The sequence below is a fragment of the Undibacterium sp. CCC3.4 genome (assembly GCF_034347425.1).
Classification (GTDB): Bacteria; Pseudomonadota; Gammaproteobacteria; order Burkholderiales; family Burkholderiaceae_D; genus Undibacterium.
The window spans coordinates 2,575,671-2,591,017 of sequence record NZ_CP133779.1 but is presented as its reverse complement, the minus strand read 5'-3'; the positions used below and the strand labels follow the sequence as shown (position 1 = coordinate 2,591,017).

Sequence of the window (15,347 nt, the reverse complement as noted above, 5' to 3'; positions counted from 1 at the left end):
GCTGCAAAAACGTATGCAAGAATACATCCAAATGATGTAAGTCCGATCAAACAAATTGCAAAACTTCATCACATTTCAACCAAAACAACAGATTCCTATTGGCATGGCCACTAAAAAAAATACTTCTCCCTCTGACTACAGCGAATCCTCCATCCGTGTCTTGAAAGGTCTGGAACCGGTCAAACAGCGTCCCGGTATGTATACCCGGACCGAAAACCCCCTGCACATCATTCAAGAGGTGATCGACAATGCCTCTGATGAGGCCTTGGGCGGACATTGCCAGCATATACAAGTGGCCATCAACAGCGACGGCAGTTTCAGCGTTGAAGATGACGGCCGCGGTATCCCGGTCGGCTTGCACCCAGAGGAAGGCGTGCCAACCGTGGAAATCGTGTTTACCAGATTACATGCCGGCGGTAAGTTCGACAAGGGTTCGGGCGGTGCCTATGCGTTCTCGGGCGGCTTGCACGGGGTTGGCGTGTCGGTCACCAATGCTTTATCGAAACGCTTGGAAATCACCGTCTGGCGCGAAGCCGGCATGCATCAATTGACCTTCGCCGATGGCGACGTGATCGAGCCCTTGCGTAGTCAGGCTTTAGGACGCGGCGAAAAAAAATCGGGAACACGGGTCACGATCTGGCCCGATGCCAAATATTTTGATAGCCCCGCCGTGCCGCTGGCGGAATTGCAGCGCTTGCTACGTTCGAAAGCCGTACTGTTACCGGGCGTCAAGGTGACACTGAGCCAGGCCAAGACCGGTGAAACGCAAACTTGGCAGTATGATCAAGGCTTGCGCGGCTACTTGACCGAAGCGCTGGCACATGCCTCGCACGCCGAACCGCTGATTCCGATGTTTGAGGGCGAGCAGTTTGCCAATGCCGACCATGACGGCTTTGCCGATGGCGAAGGCGCATCGTGGGTGGTGGCTTGGACCGAAGAAGGTAATGTAGTCCGCGAATCGTATGTCAATCTGATTCCGACACCGGCCGGCGGCACCCATGAATCGGGCTTGCGCGAAGGATTGTTCGGTGCCGTCAAGAGTTTCGTCGAAATGCATTCGCTGCTGCCGAAGGGCGTCAAGCTGTTGTCGGAAGATGTGTACGCGCGTGCCTCCTTCGTGCTTTCAGCAAAAGTGCTGGACCCGCAGTTTCAAGGGCAGATCAAAGAGCGACTGAACTCGCGTGATGCGGTGCGCTTGGTCTCGACTTTCACCAAGCCGCCGCTCGAACTGTGGCTCAATTCGCATGTCGAATACGGTAAAAAACTGGCCGAGCTGGTAATTAAACAAGCGCAAACGCGCTTGCGTTCGGCGCAAAAAGTGGAAAAGAAAAAATCCTCGGGTGTCGCTGTTTTACCGGGCAAGCTGACCGATTGCGAATCCAACGACATCACCCGCAATGAATTGTTTTTGGTCGAGGGCGACTCCGCCGGCGGTTCTGCCAAAATGGGCCGCGACAAAGAATTTCAAGCGATTCTGCCCTTGCGCGGCAAAGTACTCAATACCTGGGAAGCGGAGCGTGATCGCCTGTTTGCCAACAATGAAATTCACGATATCGCCGTCGCCATCGGCGTCGATCCGCATGGTATCAAAGACAATCCGGATCTGAGTAATCTGCGCTACGGGAAAATCTGCATTTTGTCGGATGCTGACGTCGACGGTTCGCATATTCAGGTGTTGTTGCTGACGCTGTTTTTCAAACACTTCCCACAACTGATCGCGCGCGGCCACATCTGCGTGGCGCGGCCACCGCTGTTCCGTGTTGACGCGCCGGCGCGTGGTAAAAAACCGGCACAAAAAATCTATGCGCTCGATACCGGTGAGTTGACGGCGATCGAAGACAAGCTGCGTAAAGATGGGGTTAAGGATGGCGCTTGGAGCATTTCCCGCTTCAAGGGTCTCGGTGAAATGAATGCCGTGCAATTATGGGAAACCACGATGAATCCCGATACGCGCCGCTTATTGCCGGTAGCACTCGGTGAATTCGATCAGGAGTTTTCCGCCGAACGCTTCAATATGCTCATGGGTAAAGGCGAAGCCGCTGCCCGACGCGCCTGGATAGAAGAACACGGCAATGCCGTCGAAGCCGATATCTGATTACCAGCTGTTTTCCTGAATTGAAGAATACAAAATACTTATGAGCGATCAAGCAAATTTATTTGAATCCAGCCCGCCACCGATCGATGGTGAAACACTGACCTTGGCCACCTTCGCCGAGCGCGCCTACCTCGATTACGCCATTTCGGTAGTCAAAGGTCGCGCCTTACCCGATGTTTGTGACGGTCAAAAGCCGGTACAACGCCGCATTCTGTATGCGATGAATGAACTCGGTCTCAATGCCGCGGCCAAGCCGCGCAAATCGGCGGCCGTGGTCGGCGATGTACTCGGCAAGCTGCATCCGCATGGCGATCAATCGGTGTACGACGCGCTGGTGCGAATGGCGCAAGATTTTTCCTTGCGCTATCCGCTCATCGATGGTCAGGGTAATTTCGGTTCGCGCGATGGCGACGGTGCCGCGGCGATGCGATATACCGAGGCACGTCTGACACCGATCGCCAAATTATTAATGGATGAAATCGATCAAGGGACGGTCGATTTTCAGCCCAATTATGACGGCACCACCGAAGAACCGAAGTTACTGCCGAGCCGCTTGCCTTTCGTGCTGCTCAATGGTGCCTCCGGCATCGCAGTCGGTTTGGCGACTGAAATTCCGTCGCATAATCTGCGCGAAGTGGCGCACGCGGCAGTCGCACTGATACGCAACCCGAGCATGCAACATGCCGAACTCATGGGCATGATACCAGGACCGGATTTCCCCGGCGGCGGTCAGATCATCACGCCAGCCGCCGCGATTGCCGACATGTATGCCAACGGACGTGGCAGCATGAAGGTAAGGGCGCGTTGGAAGATAGAAGAAATGGCGCGTGGCCAGTGGCAAGCGGTGGTGACAGAACTGCCACCGGGTACCTCTTCGCAAAAGGTGTTGGAAGAAATCGAAGAAATCACTAATCCAAAAATCAAGACCGGTAAAAAAACTTTGTCGCCGGAACAGGTCAGCCTGAAACAATCGGTCCTGGCGATACTCGATACGGTACGCGACGAATCGGGCAAAGATGCGCCGGTGCGTTTAGTGCTGGAGCCGAAATCGAAAAACCAAGATCAAGCTGAATTCATGCAGATGTTATTGGCCCATACCTCGCTGGAAACCTCGGCCTCGATCAATTTGGTGATGATCGGTGGCGACGGCCGTCCGCGTCAGAAGGGTCTGCTCGATATCATCAATGAATGGATCGCCTTCCGCTTCATCACCGTCACCCGGCGCACCCAGTTCCGCCTCAAGAAAGTCGACGACCGCATCCATATTTTGGAAGGGCGCGAAGCGGTCTTGCTCAATATCGATGAAGTCATCCGTATCATCCGCGAATCGGATGAACCGAAACCGGCGCTGATGACGGCATTCAGTTTGTCGGAACGTCAGGCCGAAGATATTCTGGAAATCCGCTTGCGTCAGTTAGCGCGCTTGGAAACGATCAAGATCCAGCAGGAATTGAGCGAATTACGCAAAGAAAAAGAGGGGCTGCAAGATTTGCTCGAGCAACCGAATTCCATGAAGCGCATGCTGATCAAGGAAATCGAGAGCGATGCCAAGCAGTATGGCGATGAGCGCCGCACCATCATCGAAGAAGCCGCACGCGCCTCGACTGAAGCCAAGATCATCGATGAAGCGGTGACCGTGGTAATCTCCGACAAAGGCTGGGTACGCGCGCGCGGCGGCCATGCGCATGAAGCAGCACAGTTCAGTTTCAAAGCCGGCGACAGTCTGTACGGCACGTTCGAGTGCCGCACGGTCGACCAATTGCTGGTATTCGGTTCCAACGGACGCGTGTATTCGGTAGCAGTGTCGGCCCTGCCCGGCGCGCGTGGTGATGGCGTACCGATCACCACCCTCATCGATTTAGCCGCCGGCAGCAAGATTTTGCACTACTATGCCGGCCCGAGCGAGCGCACGCTGCTGCTGGCATCGAGCGCCGGTTACGGTTTCTGTGCCAATATCGCCGACATGGTCGGTCGCATGAAAGCCGGTAAAGCCTTCATGACGCTCGAGCCCGGCGATCTGCCGCTGGTGCCGACGGCAGTGGCCGACGATGCCAGTGCGATTGCCTGCTTATCGGAAAAAGGTCGTTTGCTGGTATTCGGCTTGGGTGAAATCAAAACCCTCGCCAGCGGCGGACGCGGCGTCACCTTGATCGATTTGGAAGCCGAGGAAAAACTGCTGGCAGCGATCCCGATCAGCCAGAAAGGGGTACGCGTGAGCGGCATCGGACGCGCCGGCAAAGCGCAGGACATCGCCCTCTCGGCCAACGCTCTGGCTCCGCATATCAATAAACGCGCACGCAAAGGCAAACTGCTGGAAGCGAAAGTTAAACCATCCGGTTTACAGCGTATCGGCTGAGTCATTCGCTATAGCATTACCGACGTCAGCGTCAAGGAACCAAGTTTCCTTGACGCTGACGTCGGCACGACAGACAGAATGGCGTCTCTGACACAATCAATGTGGGAACACGCATCGTTACTGGATTCCTGCCTACGTAGGAATGACGAGGCGAGAGCACGGGGGAGTGACATGTCTGCCGTTAGAGTAAGCAACTTAATGGATCGTCGCAAGCGACGATGGAAAAGCCTCTGGAACGGGTTTGCATCCCCTCCCATCGGATCGCTCCTTCGTCGCTCACCGGCCTGAAGAGGCTGTCGCAAAAGCCTGATGGACGCTTTTTTACACCTGAAACACCGTATACCTCGTCATTCCCGCATGCCGCAGCCTCGTCATTCCCGCATGCTTTTAGCGGGAACCCAGTGTCGTTTTCAGCGCTGAAAACACGATCATCTCTGGCATTTTCAGTTAAGCACGAACGCCGCTGGGTTCCTGCCAAAAGCGCGCAGGAATGACGTGGCCACCAGTTAGGGTAATGACACCGACTGAAAACCCTTTTGCGACAGCCTCTGAAGGCCGGGGGTTCAAACCCTAGTCAGATACCCTGAATGGCAAAAATCATTGGCAAGTTAAAAATTTCTTTTTTGGTACTTTGCATTAAAAAAAGTTAAATTATTAGTACTAGTCCGATTGTTTGTTACTTTTCTCCTCCCTAAAATGGCTATCACCTGAAGTCGTCGATGGCCGCTACCCGGTACACCGAACGCGACTGCCAGGGCACTCGGCAAGCCGCTGAGAACCAATGGATAGCTCGATCACTACACACGGAATGAAGCTGTTGTTCAAGTCAAAAACTTGAAGCTTCAACTATATGCCTTTTTTTTTAAATACTTTTCTTGGAGATTTATGAAGCCTACCGTTTACGCACTGATCGGCGCCGCGCTGATTGCACCGTCTGCCTTTGCCGCACCCCAGGTGCAGACCCAGGGACAAAAAATTGTCACACCAGAGGCAACGATTATCACCGTCCCGCGCAATGCCGCACGCAGCGTCTACTGGACCCCGGAAAGACTCAGACAGGCCACTCCTATGCCAGCACCAAAGATGTCTGAGAACGATGTTTACTATTTCAAAAACGCAAAGCAGCAAACGCGCTGGAATACCACATCGCAAACAATAGAACCGGTGTTTCCAAACGCCCCGCTCTCCGGAGGTAAGCAACAAGGTGTACCGACGGCAGCCAACATGGCGATCATGCCCTACAGCACGGCTGGGAAACTATTCTTTGTCAACTCGAGAGGAGAAGCGTATTCTTGCTCGGCTCAATTTGTCGGCAATACCCGCACACTGCTGACGGCCGCACACTGCATCGTCGATAACGTAAGCGGTATGGCATTCTCCAATTTCGAATTCCGTCAGAATTATCCGAACAACAATGGTCAGCAAGGAATTCAATCGTACTGCTTAGGTATTAATCCAGCTTGGGTGAATCGTAGCCACAACATGGCGTTCAATGTGGATTACGGCTTCATGCGCACGACCTCGGAATCTCGCGGCGGCGCACTCGGCTTGCAAAGCAACGTCCCTTATCCTAACCTGACGGCACTCGGCTACCCGGGAAATTTCGGCTTCGGCGAGACCATGCAAACAGTGGACGGCACCAAAGGCGATATCTCCAATAATACCGTTCGCATGGATAACAATCCCATGACGTTCGGTGCCAGCGGTGGTGCGTGGACCACCAGTAATTATGCCGTAGGAGTCAATTCACATATCTCCTCAGCCTTTCCAACCAGCCAGTTCTCTCCCTTGTTTGACTCTGCCGCGATGGACGTCTACAATCGAATGGCACAGTACTGCCCGATGTAAGCTGCGCTTGGGTACTACAAGTAGTCGTACTCATGTCTACTTGTATCGCCCATAAAGAAAAAAAATCGTCCCTGCGGACGATTTTTAGCCTTCAAGCTCCGTGCGCATACTTGCGCACGGTGGATGATGCCCGGCGTTATAACAAGTTAGTTTTTCGATTGATAGCCGCGTTTGTTTTCAGCGATCCAAGTGCACTTGAAGGCGTAAAAAAAATCGTCCCTGCGGACGATTTTCAGCCTTCAAGCTCCGTGCGCATACTTGCGCACGGTGGATGATGCCCGGCGTTATAACAAGTTAGTTTTTCGATTGATAGCCGCGTTTGTTTTCAGCGATCCAAGTGCACTTGAAGGCGTAAAAAAAATCGTCCCTGCGGACGATTTTCAGCCTTCAAGCTCCGTGCGCATACTTGCGCACGGTGGATGATGCCCGGCGTTATAACAAGTTAGTTTTTCGATTGATAGCCGCGTTTGTTTTCAGCGATCCAAGTGCACTTGAAGGCGTAAAAAAAATCGTCCCTGCGGACGATTTTTAGCCTTCAAGCTCCGTGCGCATACTTGCGCACGGTGGATGATGCCCGGCGTTATACCAAGTTAGTTTTTCGATTGATCGACGAGTTTGTTTTTAGCGATCCATGGCATCATGGCACGCAATTTCGCCCCCACTTCTTCAATCGGATGCTCAGCAGTCAAGCGACGACGGGAGATCAGTGTCGGTGCGCCGGCTTTGTTTTCCAAGATGAAGCTTTTCGCGTATTCACCGGTTTGAATATCTTTCAAACATTGGCGCATCGCGTCTTTGGTTGCCGATGTAACGACTTTCGGGCCGGTTACATATTCGCCGTATTCGGCATTGTTCGAGATCGAGTAATTCATGTTGGCGATACCGCCTTCATAGATCAGATCGACGATCAATTTCAATTCATGCAGACATTCGAAATACGCCATTTCAGGTGCATAACCGGCTTCTGTCAATGTTTCAAAACCAGCTTTGATCAGTTCTACGGCGCCGCCGCAGAGAACTGCTTGTTCACCGAACAAATCAGTTTCAGTTTCTTCACGGAAATTAGTTTCGATGATACCGGCACGACCGCCACCATTGGCCATGGCATACGACAAAGCGATGTCGCGGGCCGAACCGGATTTGTCTTGGTACACGGCGATCAGGTGAGGCACGCCGCCGCCTTGAGCGTAAGTACCGCGCACAGTGTGGCCTGGTGCTTTCGGTGCGATCATGATGACATCGAGATCGGCACGTGGCACGACTTGACCGTAATGAACGTTGAAGCCATGGGCGAAGGCCAGCACCGCGCCTTGTTTCGCATGTGGTGCGACGTTTTCAGCATACACTTGAGCGATGTTTTCATCTGGCAGCAAAATCATGATGACATCAGCTGCTTTGACCGCGTCATTGACTTCGGCTACATTGAGACCGGCATTTTTTGCCTTATCCCATGAAGCGCCGCCTTTACGCAACGCAACCGTGACCTGGCAACCGGAATCATTCAGATTCTGTGCATGGGCATGGCCTTGCGAACCATAACCGATGATGGTGACTTTTTTGCCTTTGATCAGGGAGAGATCACAATCTTTATCGTAGAAAACTTTCATTTTATATCCTGTTTAATTTAAATGATTTTTGCAAACGGCTGTGTGAACAGCCCGGTTCATACTTTGAGAATGCGTTCGCCGCGTCCTATGCCCGAGCCGCCGGTACGCACGGTTTCGAGTATGGATGCGCGATCGATGGAATCGATGAAGGCGTCGAGCTTGCCTTTGTTACCGGTCAATTCTATCGTGTAGGTTTTTTCTGTGACGTCGATGATGCGGCCGCGGAAAATGTCGGCGGTACGCTTCATTTCTTCGCGTTCTTTACCAACTGCTCTGACCTTGATGAGCATGAGCTCGCGCTCGATGTGCGCACCTTCGGTCAGATCCACCACTTTGATCACTTCGATCAAACGGTTGAGATGCTTGGTAATTTGTTCGATGATGTCATCCGATCCGCTGGTGACGATAGTCATGCGCGACAAGGTGGCATCTTCGGTCGGTGCGACGGTCAGGGTTTCGATGTTGTAACCGCGGGCCGAAAACAAACCGACCACGCGCGACAAGGCCCCTGCTTCATTCTCAAGGAGAATGGAAATGATATGTCTCATCACAGATCCTCCGAACCGAGCAACATCTCCGTGAGGCCCTTACCGGCTTTCACCATAGGCCACACATTTTCAGTCTGATCAGTAATGAAATTCATGAACACCAGTCTATCCTTCATCGCAAATGCTTCACGTACCGCACCGTCAACGTCGGCTGGGTTTTCAATTTTCATACCGACGTGACCGTAAGCTTCGACCAGTTTGGTAAAATCAGGCAAAGAATCCATATAGGATTCCGAATAGCGCGAACCGTAATCGATTTGCTGCCATTGTCTGACCATGCCGAGCACACGATTGTTGAGCAGAATGATTTTCGGTGTCAGGTGATATTGTTTACAGGTTGCCAGCTCTTGGATGCACATTTGTATCGAGCCTTCACCGGTAATACAGGCGACCGTCGCATCAGGATTGGCCATTTGCACGCCCATCGCATACGGCAAGCCGACACCCATGGTGCCGAGGCCGCCGGAATTGATCCAACGACGCGGTTTGTCGAAACGATAGTACTGCGCTGCCCACATTTGGTGTTGGCCGACATCAGAGGTCACGAAGGCATCGCCTTTCGTTACTTCCCATACTTTTTCCACTACCGATTGCGGCTTGATGAGCAAATCCGAGCTTGGATACTGGAGACAGTCGCGACCACGCCATTCATTGATCTGCTTCCACCAGGCCGCCAAGGCTTTCGGTTCCGAACGCGTATCACTGGCACTCAGTTGGGCCAGCATTTCCTGCAACACGTCTTTGACATTGCCAACGATAGGAATGTCGACTTTGACGCGTTTCGAAATCGACGATGGGTCGATATCTATATGGATAATCTTGCGCGGGACTGAAGCGAAATGCTTGGTATTGCCGATCACACGGTCATCGAAGCGCGCGCCGATAGCAATGAGCACGTCGCAATGTTGCATGGCCATATTGGCTTCGTAGGTACCATGCATGCCCGGCATACCGACGAATTTATCGTCGCTGGCACGGAACGCCCCCAAACCCATCAGGGTATTGGTACATGGAAAACCCAAGGTGTCGACCAGTTTATTGAGTTCCGGTGAAGCGTGCGCGAGAATCACGCCGCCGCCGGTGTAAATCATCGGGCGTTCAGCTTGCAGCAACAATTGCATCGCCTTGCGAATCTGCCCGGCATGCCCTTTGTCGACTGGCTTGTACGAGCGCATCTCGACTTCTTTAGGATAAGAAAACGTGGTTTTGTGCATGCTGATATCCTTAGGGATATCCACCAGCACCGGACCAGGCCTACCTGTCGTGGCAATGAAGAAGGCTTTTTTGATCGTATCTGCCAGATCGCGCACATCCTTGACCAGGAAATTGTGCTTGACGCAGGGGCGGGTAATGCCGACGGTGTCGCATTCCTGGAAGGCATCTTGCCCGATCACGGCACTGGGCACCTGACCGGAAATGACGACCATCGGTATCGAATCCATATACGCAGTGGCCAGACCGGTCACTGCATTGGTGACACCGGGACCCGAAGTCACCAGCGCCACACCAACTTTATCAGAGGAACGAGAGTAAGCATCGGCCGCATGAATCGCCGCCTGTTCGTGGCGCACGAGAATATGCTGAAACTTATCTTGCTTATAGATTGCGTCGTAGATATAGAGTACGGCACCGCCCGGATAACCGAACACATGCTCCACACCCTCTTCGGCAAGACACTTGACCAGTATCTCTGCGCCTGTAAATTCTGTACTCATTTTATATTGTCCTTTCAAGGTCCATAGGAGATTGATCGGATGTTCTTTCCTGGCGAAATCGCCGTTCCAAAGCTTTTGAGCTGATCTTCCTTTATGCAGTTTCATCTTTTCCTTTACCTCTCCGTTGGAGGGGGTTCCAGACCAGACTTATCTGCTCGTTCAATCAGCGACAGGGCCAGACAACGACAGACTTCTCACGCTTGTGGCATGGGGCAGAACAAACAGCTTCTAATTTAAGCGCACCTGCTGGCACTGACATTGTGGTTCAGTCCGTACAGGCATTGGTTGCTCCCAGATTGAGGAGCCGACTGATAAGGTAATGCGTCGCAGCATTTTGGTCAAGTGACTTTATCGATATAATTTCGCCGTTGTCGTACAGTTTTGCTTACATTCACAAAATTTGAGACACTTTGGACTATTTTTGCTAGCATATGCGCAATTTTAAAACCATCTGCGGCCTTAGTGCTTAATGCACATTTCTGAGAATCGCTGACTAAAATATGACTATTGCCAACAATGGCTACTGATAAAGAACTATCCAACTTCCTTGAGGGGGTCGAAAGACGCGCCTTCAAGCATGCCTTGTATACGGTCAGAAATGAAGAATCGGCGCTGGACATCGTTCAAGAAGCCATGATCAAAATTTCTGAAAAATACGGTGACAAGCCCGCCAATGAGCTGCCGATGTTGTTTCAGCGTATTTTGCAAAACACCATACTTGACTTCTTTCGCCGCGAAAAAGTCCGCAATACTTGGGTCAGCCTGTTTTCGAGCATGACACCAGCCGGAAGTGATGAAAATGACAACTTCGATTTACTCGAAAATTACGCCTCAGAAGAAGGCTCGCAAGCTTCGGAATCGACCGCCGACAAGCTTGAACGCGAACAAGTTCTCAATATTATCGATGATGAAATAAAAAAGCTCCCGGGACGTCAACGGGAAGCATTCCTCATGCGTTATTGGGAGGACATGGATGTGGCAGAAACCGCCTCCGCAATGGGCTGCTCGGAAGGCAGCGTGAAAACCCATTGTTCCCGTGCAACTCACGCATTGGCCGCATCACTGAAGGCGAAAGGAATCCAGCTATGAACTACTCACAACAAGCGCAAGATCTCGACTTTGCGTACAAAATTAAGCGCGCGCTCAATGAGTCTTCCGAGACTCTGCCAGCCGCAACCTTGCAACGGCTGGCACAATCGCGTCAATTGGCACTGTCACGTAAAAAAGCTGCTCCCAGCCGTGTTTTGGCTTGGCGCGGCGTATTGGCCGGTGGTGCCAATTTATCCTTCTCAGGACCGGCGTCTTGGCTCGGTCGGCTTGGTCTGATCATTCCTTTGTTGGTACTGATCGTCGGACTCATGGGAATTTACGAAAATGAGAAACAGCAAGGCATCAGCGAACTGGCCGACATCGATGTCGCTGTATTGGCCGATGAATTGCCGCCGGCCGCGTATATCGACACGGGCTTTAGTGCCTATCTGAACAAAACAGGGGAGTAAGCGTGCTGAGTTTGCGTCATTATTTGTTGAGCTTCTTGATCGCCTGCTGCATGCCGGCGTTGGCCCTGGCCAACGGTGCAACGTCTGCTACGCCTGCCGCTACGCCAGTGACCGCGGCCGGCAAGCCAGCGCAACTCGCAGCGCTCAATACTAAACCCGCCTGGGGCGACCTGTCCATGCAGCAACGCGCGACGCTGGCACCACTGGTTGGCGAATGGCCGCGCATGTCAGAATTTTCCAAAAAGAAATGGCTGGAGATCGCGACGCGCGCGGTTCAGATGAAACCGGATGAGCAAGCGCGCCTGCAAGAACGCATGCGTGACTGGGTAAAATTGAGCCCGGAACAACGGGCCGCCGCGCGCGAAAATTTTGCTCATGCCAACTTGGTCAAGCCGGAATTGAAGTCTGCACAGTGGCAGCAGTACCAGCAGTTGAGTGAAGAAGAAAAGAAACAATTAGCTGCAGAGCATAAAAAACCAAAAAATCTGACAAATTTATCGGTACAAAACATTAAGAATCCGCAGATATTGGCGCCAATCAAGGTTGGCCCCAAGCCTGCGCCTGTCGCGAAACCGCTGAAACCTGTCGTGCCGGCCGGCACGCCTGCCGCCATTCCAGCCTCGACCAGCTTGGTCTCGGCGATGCCGTGAAGCCAAGCTTAACTACGCCGGCGCTGCGACGTCGTTTGCTCTGTATGGTGTATGAAGCGATGCTGTTGTTCGGCATCGTTTTTTCTGTCGGCTTCGTATTCGATGTGCTCAGTCAAAGCCACAATGCCTTGGCTTTGCGGCATGCACGGCAGATCTGTCTGTTTGTGGTGATCGGTGCGTATTTTGTATTTTGTTGGAGTCGCAGCGGTCAAACGCTGGCGATGCAAACCTGGCGTATCCGCGTCACCGATCTCGACGGCAGCCGTTTGCCGCTGCCGAAAGCCGTACTGCGGTACTTGCTGGCCTGGCTGTGGTTCGTGCCGGCCTTGGCCTTGGCGTATCAATTTGAACTGCAAGGCTGGAACATGGTGATCGCGCTGGCGCTCGGCATGCTGGCTTGGGCCATGACGGTGCGGATGTCGCCCGATGGTCAATTTTTGCATGACAGACTGGCCAAAACCCGCCTGACTGAGGTCGCCGTAAAGAATAATTCTCTCACCAGTTGATCAGCGTAGTTTGCGCGCGGCCTGATCAATGCTATTCTGCTGAAATAATTTAACGAGTAGAATGACATGCAACACAAAGCTCCGCGCCGCACGCGTGAACGTATTCTCGAATTATCGCTACGCCTGTTCAATGAATTCGGCGAACCGAATATCACCACGACCGTGATTGCCGAAGAAATGAACATTTCTCCTGGCAATTTATATTATCATTTTCGCAATAAAGACGATATCGTCAATTCCATCTTCACGCAGTTTGAAGCGGAAATTAATAAAAAACTGGCATTTCCTCATGGCCGCAAAGCTAATATTCAGGATATCTGGACCTATCTGCACCTGACTTTTGAGTTGGTGTGGCGCTATCGCTTCTTTTATCGCGACCTCAATGATTTATTGTCGCGTAATCGCACACTCGAACTCAACTTCAAACTCATCCTCGCCCACAAGATCAAAGTCGCGACCGAACTGTGCAATGATCTGCGCGCCGATGGAGAATTTGCCGCCACCGATAGGGATATTGAATCGCTGGCAACCAATATGGTCGTCGTGGCGACTTACTGGCTATCGTATGAATACGTGCGTAATCCGCGTAAGTACACGGAATTACAAACTATGTCGGAATCCCTGGCACGCGGTTGCTACCAAGTCATTTCGCAGATCAGCCCGTATCTGCGCGGTGAAACCAAGCAAGTCTTTGAACAGTTGTCGCAAGATTACTTACGGAAGATCAGCCCCCAATGAAATCTATCTGCGTCTATTGCGGCTCTGCCGCCGGCGTCAGCCCGGCCTATGCCGCGGCGGCGCGTGAGCTCGCCGCCACCTTGGTAGCACAAGACTTACACCTGATTTACGGCGGCGGCAACGTCGGCCTGATGGGCATTGTAGCCGATGAAGTCATGCGTCTCGGTGGCCGTGTGACGGGTGTCATACCGCAAGCGCTGATGGATAAAGAAGTCGGCCATACCGGCTTGACGCAATTGCATGTGGTTAACAATATGCACGAACGTAAAGCATTGATGGCGCAGTTGTCGGATGCCTTCATTGCGCTGCCGGGCGGCATAGGTACGCTGGAAGAATTGTTTGAAGTGTTTACTTGGGCGCAACTTGGCTTCCACAACAAACCTCTGGGCTTACTCAATGTCGCCGGTTTTTATGATGGCTTGCTGACTTTCCTCAGCCATGCGCAAACCCAAGGTTTTTTACTCAGTACGCACCTTGATTTGCTGTTTGCAGAAACTGAAGCCGCCGCCTTATTGGAAAAATTTTCCACTTACCAAGCGCCGACACGGCACAAATGGGTCACACAGCGCGACTTGTAATCGCCGCGCTGGCGCTGGCGGTCTTAAAATGCGGTTTTCCGCCAAATACAGAGTAAAATGCGGCTTCATTCGTCTTTTTAAGTGTTTATTTCAAAATCATGAAATTCTCCAAGCAATTCTCTCTGTATCAATCCGAAGCCACGCAATTCATACAAAGCTTGAAAGCCGCCAATCCAGCGCTTGAGCAAAGTCAACGCGATGGTCGCGCCCTGCTGTGGGACAAAGAACCGGTCGCATTGACGGTACAAAAAGAGTATCTCGCTGCGGATGTGCCGCAAGCCGCCTACGTTTATCAAAACAAAGGCTGAGTCGGCTCGGAAGTAATCCGGTGAGCACTGCCGATCTCGCTGCCATTACCCTACCCGAACTGGTCGGCGGTGACAGTACGCCCGACGTGGTCGATGGCATGGCGTTTGCGCGCCTGTATGGCGAACCCTTGTTTAAATTACCCAACGATTTATACATACCGCCAGACGCGCTCGAAGTCTTCCTCGAAGCATTTGAAGGGCCGCTGGATTTACTGCTGTACCTGATACGCAAACAAAATTTCAATATTCTCGATATTCCGATGGCGCAAGTCACCAAGCAGTATCTGAAATATGTTGAGCAAATCCGTGAGCATAATCTGGAACTGGCGGCCGAATATCTGCTGATGGCGGCCATGCTGATTGAAATCAAATCACGCATGCTGTTGCCATCAAATAAGGCCAGCGATGGCGATGAGGCCGGTGATCCGCGTGCCGAACTGGTGCGCCGCTTGCTCGAGTACGAGCAAATGAAACTGGCGGCCTATGATCTCAACAGCGTGCCGCAACTTGGCCGTGATTTTCTACATGCCCAAGTTTTCGTCGAGCAGCATACGGTGTTGCACTGGCCTGAAGTCGACATCGCCGATATTCAATCGGCTTGGGCCGATATTCTGAAACGCGCGACTCTGGTGGCCCATCATAAGATCAGCCGCGAAGAATTATCGGTACGTGAGCATATGAGCAGTATTTTACGCAAGCTGCAATCAAGCAAGTTCGTCGAATTTTCCGATTTATTCGATCCCAGTCGCGGTGCACCGGTGCTGGTGGTTAACTTCGTCGCCTTACTCGAATTGGCTAAAGAAACTCTGATAGAAATTACCCAAGCGGCCGCCTTCGCGCCCATTTATGTCCGCCTCGCCTACTCGCCCGCGTAAACGCCGGCCGTACGCATTGTTACC

16 protein-coding genes are annotated in these 15,347 nt (G+C 52.3%); 13 read left to right on the top strand and 3 right to left on the bottom strand.

What is annotated here, in order from left to right:
- Positions 1 to 103 precede the first annotated feature (103 nt).
- The 5 genes from RHM61_RS11535 (at position 104) to RHM61_RS11515 (ending at position 6,574) form a co-directional block, all read left to right on the top strand.
- The gene (locus RHM61_RS11535; protein WP_322247459.1) at positions 104 to 2,095 is read left to right on the top strand and encodes a DNA topoisomerase IV subunit B; all 1,992 of its coding nucleotides are present in this window, start codon (positions 104 to 106) and stop codon (positions 2,093 to 2,095) included.
- 40 nt (positions 2,096 to 2,135) lie between these two features.
- Positions 2,136 to 4,451, top strand: coding sequence for a DNA topoisomerase IV subunit A (gene parC / locus RHM61_RS11530; RefSeq protein ID WP_322247458.1), 2,316 nt, complete (start codon positions 2,136 to 2,138; stop codon positions 4,449 to 4,451).
- A gap of 218 nt (positions 4,452 to 4,669) precedes the next feature.
- Complete coding sequence (locus RHM61_RS11525) at positions 4,670 to 4,945, top strand: hypothetical protein (protein ID WP_322247457.1); 276 nt, start codon at positions 4,670 to 4,672, stop codon at positions 4,943 to 4,945.
- Positions 4,946 to 5,336: 391 nt separating this feature from the next.
- Positions 5,337 to 6,299: a hypothetical protein gene (locus RHM61_RS11520; RefSeq protein WP_322247456.1), complete on the top strand. Its 963-nt coding sequence runs from the start codon at positions 5,337 to 5,339 to the stop codon at positions 6,297 to 6,299.
- Positions 6,300 to 6,331: 32 nt separating this feature from the next.
- Complete coding sequence (locus RHM61_RS11515) at positions 6,332 to 6,574, top strand: hypothetical protein (RefSeq protein WP_322247455.1); 243 nt, start codon at positions 6,332 to 6,334, stop codon at positions 6,572 to 6,574.
- 315 nt (positions 6,575 to 6,889) lie between these two features.
- Here the strand turns inward: RHM61_RS11515 and ilvC are convergent, their stop codons facing one another.
- From ilvC to RHM61_RS11500, 3 genes are read right to left on the bottom strand one after another with little or no spacing between them, the layout of a single operon-like run.
- Positions 6,890 to 7,906, bottom strand: coding sequence for a ketol-acid reductoisomerase (ilvC, locus tag RHM61_RS11510; RefSeq protein ID WP_322247454.1), 1,017 nt, complete (start codon positions 7,904 to 7,906; stop codon positions 6,890 to 6,892).
- Between the two features lie 56 nt (positions 7,907 to 7,962).
- A complete protein-coding gene (ilvN, locus tag RHM61_RS11505; RefSeq protein ID WP_322247453.1) occupies positions 7,963 to 8,454 on the bottom strand; it encodes an acetolactate synthase small subunit in 492 nt (163 codons plus the stop codon).
- Complete coding sequence (locus tag RHM61_RS11500; RefSeq protein ID WP_322247452.1) at positions 8,454 to 10,169, bottom strand: acetolactate synthase 3 catalytic subunit; 1,716 nt, start codon at positions 10,167 to 10,169, stop codon at positions 8,454 to 8,456. Before RHM61_RS11500 ends, ilvN begins: the two co-directional genes overlap by 1 nt.
- A 516-nt stretch (positions 10,170 to 10,685) precedes the next feature.
- Between RHM61_RS11500 and RHM61_RS11495 the strand changes: the two genes are divergently transcribed.
- The 8 genes from RHM61_RS11495 (at position 10,686) to RHM61_RS11460 (ending at position 15,323) form a co-directional block, all read left to right on the top strand.
- On the top strand, positions 10,686 to 11,258 hold the full coding sequence (locus tag RHM61_RS11495; RefSeq protein WP_322247451.1) for an RNA polymerase sigma factor: 573 nt from the start codon (positions 10,686 to 10,688) through the stop codon (positions 11,256 to 11,258).
- Positions 11,255 to 11,668: a DUF3619 family protein gene (locus RHM61_RS11490; protein ID WP_322247450.1), complete on the top strand. Its 414-nt coding sequence runs from the start codon at positions 11,255 to 11,257 to the stop codon at positions 11,666 to 11,668. Before RHM61_RS11495 ends, RHM61_RS11490 begins: the two co-directional genes overlap by 4 nt.
- A 2-nt stretch (positions 11,669 to 11,670) precedes the next feature.
- Entirely contained in the window at positions 11,671 to 12,318 is a 648-nt protein-coding gene (locus RHM61_RS11485) for a DUF3106 domain-containing protein (RefSeq protein ID WP_322247449.1), read from the top strand.
- A complete protein-coding gene (locus tag RHM61_RS11480) occupies positions 12,315 to 12,824 on the top strand; it encodes an RDD family protein (protein WP_322247448.1) in 510 nt (169 codons plus the stop codon). Before RHM61_RS11485 ends, RHM61_RS11480 begins: the two co-directional genes overlap by 4 nt.
- 66 nt (positions 12,825 to 12,890) lie before the next feature.
- A complete protein-coding gene (locus RHM61_RS11475) occupies positions 12,891 to 13,562 on the top strand; it encodes a TetR/AcrR family transcriptional regulator (RefSeq protein ID WP_322247447.1) in 672 nt (223 codons plus the stop codon).
- Positions 13,559 to 14,140, top strand: coding sequence for a TIGR00730 family Rossman fold protein (locus RHM61_RS11470; protein WP_322247446.1), 582 nt, complete (start codon positions 13,559 to 13,561; stop codon positions 14,138 to 14,140). Before RHM61_RS11475 ends, RHM61_RS11470 begins: the two co-directional genes overlap by 4 nt.
- Before the next feature lie 98 nt (positions 14,141 to 14,238).
- Positions 14,239 to 14,448: a DUF3460 family protein gene (locus RHM61_RS11465; protein WP_322247445.1), complete on the top strand. Its 210-nt coding sequence runs from the start codon at positions 14,239 to 14,241 to the stop codon at positions 14,446 to 14,448.
- A 98-nt stretch (positions 14,449 to 14,546) separates the two neighbouring features.
- Positions 14,547 to 15,323, top strand: a complete 777-nt coding sequence (locus RHM61_RS11460) for a ScpA family protein (protein WP_322251096.1) — start codon at positions 14,547 to 14,549, stop codon at positions 15,321 to 15,323.
- Positions 15,324 to 15,347: the final 24 nt, after the last annotated feature.

What these genes read in the sequence shown, in the direction of transcription:
- RHM61_RS11465 (WP_322247445.1), top strand. Translation starts at nt 14,239, where the DNA reads ATGAAATTCTCCAAGCAATTCTCTCTGTATCAATCCGAAGCCACGCAA.
- ilvC (WP_322247454.1), bottom strand. Translation starts at nt 7,906, where the DNA reads ATGAAAGTTTTCTACGATAAAGATTGTGATCTCTCCCTGATCAAAGGC.
- RHM61_RS11495 (WP_322247451.1), top strand. Translation starts at nt 10,686, where the DNA reads ATGGCTACTGATAAAGAACTATCCAACTTCCTTGAGGGGGTCGAAAGA.
- RHM61_RS11460 (WP_322251096.1), top strand. Translation starts at nt 14,547, where the DNA reads ATGGCGTTTGCGCGCCTGTATGGCGAACCCTTGTTTAAATTACCCAAC.
- RHM61_RS11520 (WP_322247456.1), top strand. Translation starts at nt 5,337, where the DNA reads ATGAAGCCTACCGTTTACGCACTGATCGGCGCCGCGCTGATTGCACCG.
- RHM61_RS11475 (WP_322247447.1), top strand. Translation starts at nt 12,891, where the DNA reads ATGCAACACAAAGCTCCGCGCCGCACGCGTGAACGTATTCTCGAATTA.
- RHM61_RS11470 (WP_322247446.1), top strand. Translation starts at nt 13,559, where the DNA reads ATGAAATCTATCTGCGTCTATTGCGGCTCTGCCGCCGGCGTCAGCCCG.
- RHM61_RS11500 (WP_322247452.1), bottom strand. Translation starts at nt 10,169, where the DNA reads ATGAGTACAGAATTTACAGGCGCAGAGATACTGGTCAAGTGTCTTGCC.
- RHM61_RS11515 (WP_322247455.1), top strand. Translation starts at nt 6,332, where the DNA reads ATGTCTACTTGTATCGCCCATAAAGAAAAAAAATCGTCCCTGCGGACG.
- parC (WP_322247458.1), top strand. Translation starts at nt 2,136, where the DNA reads ATGAGCGATCAAGCAAATTTATTTGAATCCAGCCCGCCACCGATCGAT.
- ilvN (WP_322247453.1), bottom strand. Translation starts at nt 8,454, where the DNA reads ATGAGACATATCATTTCCATTCTCCTTGAGAATGAAGCAGGGGCCTTG.
- RHM61_RS11490 (WP_322247450.1), top strand. Translation starts at nt 11,255, where the DNA reads ATGAACTACTCACAACAAGCGCAAGATCTCGACTTTGCGTACAAAATT.
- RHM61_RS11535 (WP_322247459.1), top strand. Translation starts at nt 104, where the DNA reads ATGGCCACTAAAAAAAATACTTCTCCCTCTGACTACAGCGAATCCTCC.
- RHM61_RS11525 (WP_322247457.1), top strand. Translation starts at nt 4,670, where the DNA reads ATGGAAAAGCCTCTGGAACGGGTTTGCATCCCCTCCCATCGGATCGCT.